This is a genomic window from Cobetia sp. (assembly GCF_983723665.1).
Map to the genome: position 1 here is coordinate 14,536 of NZ_CFDJES010000056.1, position 4,665 is coordinate 19,200.

4 protein-coding genes are annotated in these 4,665 nt (G+C 63.9%); 3 read left to right on the forward strand and 1 reads right to left on the reverse strand.

Annotation, left to right across the window (positions count from 1 at the left end):
* Window positions 1-96 precede the first annotated feature (96 nt).
* From AC4FAH_RS07640 to AC4FAH_RS07650, 3 genes are all read left to right on the forward strand, one after another.
* A complete protein-coding gene (locus AC4FAH_RS07640) occupies window positions 97-1,233 on the forward strand; it encodes an extracellular solute-binding protein (protein WP_225347830.1) in 1,137 nt (378 codons plus the stop codon).
* 174 nt (window positions 1,234-1,407) lie between these two features.
* Window positions 1,408-2,709, forward strand: coding sequence for an ABC transporter permease (locus AC4FAH_RS07645; protein ID WP_054556762.1), 1,302 nt, complete (start codon window positions 1,408-1,410; stop codon window positions 2,707-2,709).
* Window positions 2,710-2,712: 3 nt separating this feature from the next.
* Window positions 2,713-3,564, forward strand: a complete 852-nt coding sequence (locus tag AC4FAH_RS07650) for an ABC transporter permease (protein WP_153635418.1) — start codon at window positions 2,713-2,715, stop codon at window positions 3,562-3,564.
* 180 nt (window positions 3,565-3,744) lie between these two features.
* Here the strand turns inward: AC4FAH_RS07650 and AC4FAH_RS07655 are convergent.
* On the reverse strand, window positions 3,745-4,665 hold a 921-nt coding region (locus AC4FAH_RS07655; RefSeq protein WP_490245845.1), incomplete at its 5' end, for a sigma-54 interaction domain-containing protein.

The following is a 4,665-nucleotide window of genomic DNA, read 5'->3' on the forward strand; positions in this document are numbered from 1 at the left end:
GCAGCACGGGAGGTGAAGCACGCTTCCTCAGCAGAGCAAGAGCAGATTTCGCGACAAGAGTGCAGCACAACAACAAGAAATCAGGGAGATTCATCCATGTCAGTCATCAATCAGTTCACCGCGTCATTCACTACCTCGCGCCCGGGCATGCCGCTGCGCAGCCTGCTGGCGGTTGCCGTGGCAGCGGCCGGCATGAGCGCCGGAGCGGCCCAGGCCGAGACGCTCAATATCGTCTCGTGGGGCGGCGCCTATACCGACAGCCAGAACAAGGCCTATCACGAGCCCTGGGAAGAGAAGAGCGGCGACACCGTCGTCAATATCGACAAGTCATCCAATGCGCTGTCCGGTCTGCGCGCACAGGTCCAGGCCGGCAACGTCACCTGGGACCTGGTCGACATGCTGCCCAGTGATGCCTTGATCGCCTGTTCGGAAGGCCTGATCGAGCCGCTGGACCCGGACACCCTGTTCGCGGCAGCGCCGGATGGCACGCCGGCCAGCGAGGACTTCATCGAGAATTCGCTCAGCGAGTGCTTCGTGCCGCAGATCGTCTACTCCAACATCGTGGCCTTCAATACCGAGATGTTCCCCGAGGACAAGCAGCCGGATTCCATCGATGACGTCTTCAATCTCGAGGAATTCCCCGGCAAGCGTGCGCTGCAGAAGAAGCCGATCAACAACATGGAGTGGGCGCTGGTAGCCGATGGCGTGGCCCCGGAAGATGTCTACGAGATGCTGGATTCCGAGGAAGGCATCGAACGTGCCTTCGCCAAGCTCGATACCATCAAGGACAGCGTGATCTGGTGGGAAGAGGGCGCACAGCCGCCGCAGCTGCTGGCGGACAAGGAAGTGGCCTTCGCCTCGGCCTACAACGGACGCATCTTCGATGCCGAGGTCAACGAGAAGCAGCCATTCTCCATCGTCTGGGATGCCCAGGTCTTCGAGCTGGATGGCTGGGTGGTGCCGACCGGCAAGCTCGACAAGGTCAAGGATTACCTGATGTTCGCCACCGATACCCAGCGACTGGCGGATCAGGCCAAGTACATCTCCTACGGGCCGGCGCGTACCTCCTCCGCGGCACTGGTCTCGACCCATGCGGACACCGGCATCGACATGAAGCCGCACATGCCCACCTATGGCCCCAACTTCGAGACCGCCATCCCCAAGGATGACGAATTCTGGGCCGACAACCTCGATGAGCTGAGCCAGCGCTTCAACGCCTGGCTGGCACGCTGACCCCTGCACTGACCCGCTGGCCCCGGTGGCGCACACCCGCGCGCCGGGGCCTTTTTGATCATGCCTGATGGCCCGTCGGCCATGCTCGATTCCGCCAGGTTGGCTTCCGTCACTGTCACGCGGAAGCCGGCTGGCGGCCCAGGCATCCTCGGATAGCCGATCAAGGAGTGCAGGATGAGCGATTCCTCCGCCCCGGCCACGTCCGGAAGCGCAGCACATGACCCCAATGGTGCCCCCGGCGCGGCGCTGACCACCGCCGATGGCGTACCGCTGAAACAGAGCCTCAATCGCGCCATCCGTCGCAGTCGCATCAAGGCGTTGCTGCTGGTGGCGCCGTTGCTGGTCTTCATCGGGCTGGCATTCGTCATGCCCATCTTCGACATGCTGTCACGCAGTGTCGACAACCCGGAAGTCTCCACCTATCTGCCGCGCACCAGCGAGGTGCTGGTCGACTGGGACGGCGAAGGGTTGCCGGAAGAGGCCGCCTACGCCGCCCTGGCGCAGGATCTGGCCGCGGGACTCAAGGCGCGCAATCTCGGCCGCGTCGCCTCGCGTCTCAACTACGAAAAGTCCGGCATGCGGTCGCTGTTCATGAAGAGCGCCCGCCGTGCCGGTCGCATGGAGGCCCCTTACAAGGCCGCGCTGATCAAGGCCGATGAGGATTGGGAGGACCCGGATATCTGGCGTCTGATCAAACGCGAATCGTCGCCTCTCACCGCTTCCTACTATCTGGCGGCGGTGGATCGCCAGTTCTCACCGACAGGCGAGATCGTCGAGAAACCGGAGTATCTGCAGATCCACGTCTCGCTGTTCATCCGCACCTTCTGGATGAGCGCGGCGATCACCGGGCTGTGTCTGTTGCTGGCCTATCCGGTGGCCTGGCTGCTGGCGACCCTGCCGGCCAGTCGCGGCAATCTGCTGATGATTCTGGTGCTGCTGCCGTTCTGGACCTCGCTGCTGGTGCGAACCACCACCTGGATCGCGATCCTGCAGCAGCAGGGGGTGCTCAATGACATGCTGGTGGGCGTCGGGATACTCGCCGAGGAGGCGCGTATCCAGATGATCTACAACAAGACCGGCACCATCATCGCGATGACCCACATCCTGCTGCCGTTCATGATCCTGCCGCTGTACTCGGTGATGAAGACCATCCCGCCCAGCTACATGCATGCGGCGCGCTCGCTGGGTGCCGGGCCGATAACCGCCTTCCGGCGTGTCTACTTCCCGCAGACCTTGCCGGGCATCGGGGCGGGCTCGATTCTGGTCTTCATCCTCTCCATCGGCTACTACATCACGCCGGCACTGGTGGGCGGGCAGTCGGGCCGCTTCATCACCAACTTCATCGCCTATCACATGCAGACCTCGCTCAACTGGGGCCTGGCAGCGGCCATTGGCTCGATACTGCTGGTCGTGGTGATCCTCTTCTATCTCGTCTACAACCGCCTGATCGGTGTGGACAAGGTCAAACTGGGGTGACAGATGGCCATACCTTCCTATGCAACTCGTGGTGAGCGGATCTGGCATTGGGTGTTCTGCGTGCTGTGCACGCTGATCTTCCTGTTCCTGATCGGGCCGATCCTGGTGATCATTCCGCTCTCGTTCAATGCCGAACCCTACTTCACCTTCTCGGAGAAGATGCTGTCGCTGGACCCGGAGGGCTACTCGCTGCGCTGGTATCAGGAGTTCTTCACCTCGGATGAGTGGATGCGCTCGATCAAGAACAGCATCATCGTGGCGGTGTGCGCGACGGTGCTGGCCACGGTACTGGGCACGCTTGCCGCACTGGGGCTTTCCAGCCGTTTCATGCCGTTTCGCAATACCATCATGGCGATCCTGATCTCGCCGATGATCGTGCCGCTGATCATCAGCGCCGCGGCGATGTTCTTCTTCTTCTCGAAACTGGGGCTGACCCAGACCTATCTGGGCGTGATTCTGGCGCACACGGCGCTGGGCATTCCCTTCGTGGTGATCACGGTGACGGCGACGCTGTCCGGCTTCGATCACTCGCTGACACGTGCGGCGCACTCGCTGGGGGCCAGTCCGAGTCGCACCTTCTTCCGCATCATCCTGCCGCTGGTGACGCCGGGGGTGGTGTCCGGTGCGCTGTTCGCCTTCATCACCTCGTTCGATGAAGTCGTGGTGGTGCTGTTCATCGCCGGGCCGGCGCAGACCACCATCCCGATCCAGATGTGGTCCGGTATCCGCGAGGAGATCAGCCCGACGATTCTGGCGGTGGCCACGCTGCTGGTGATGGTCTCGATCCTGCTGCTGACGACACTGGAGCTGATTCGCCGCCGCAATGAACGTCTGCGCGGCCTGACGCCGAGCTGACCACTGTCCTCGACCCTCTGCCCTTTGCTCTTGAGTGCTGAGCGCTTGATGGCTGTGAGAAACAGGAGTCGCAAGAAACGCCCTTGCCCCCGCAGAGTCTGTCTGCGGGGGCAAGGGCGTTTCAGGGCCAGGGCTTGAAGACAGGGCTTGGAGACAGGGCTTGAGGAAAAGCCTGCTGCGTCAGGCCGCGCCGAGTCGCTTGTAGAGCGTGGTGCGGCTGATGCCCAGCTCCCGCGCGAGACGCGAGACGTTGCCGCCCAGCGCGTCCAGCGCACTCTGCAGCTCCTCGGCACTGGAGAGATCATGCAGCGAGGGCAGGCCGCTCGGTTGCGAGGGCTGGTGGGCAATCTCGCCCTCTGCCGCGTGGCAGTCGCCCTGTGAGGCGAGACAGTCGCCCGCCAGCATCACATGGCACGGCTCCAGGGTCGGCCCATCGCACAGTGCCAGCGCCAGACGCAGCACGTTGTCCAGCTCGCGCACGTTGCCGGGCCAGTCATGCTGGGTGAGGCGATCGAGGAAGGCGGGCGTGATGCGCGGCAGCTCACGTTGCTGCTCCCCGCACAGCCGTGTCAGCAGGGCACGACTCAGTCCGGCGATGTCGTGACGCTCCCTCAGCGGCGGCAGGGCGATGGTGGCCCCACACAGGCGATAGTAGAGATCCGCCCGGAAGCGCCCGGCCTTGACCAGCTCGCTGAGGGGCTGATGGGTGGCGGCGACCAGTTCGAAATCGACCCGCTGCGGCTTGCCGCCGCCCAGCGGGGTGACTTCACGCTCCTGCAGCACGCGCAGCAGACGCGCCTGCACATGCAGCGGCATGTCGCCGATCTCATCCAGAAACAGGCGCCCGCCATTGGCCTCGAGCAGGCGGCCTTCGCGTCCGGCGGGGTCGGCACCGGTAAAGGCGCCGCGCCGATAGCCGAACAGCTCGGCCTCGACCAGCTCATCAGGCAAGGCGGCGCAGTTGATGGCGACCAGCGGCTGATGGGCGCGATGACTGGCCTGATGCAGCGCCTTGACCACTTCCTCCTTGCCGACGCCGGTCTCGCCCTGCAGCAGTAGTGGCAGGCGGGCGTTCACCAGCCGCGCCAGCAGTTCGCAGAC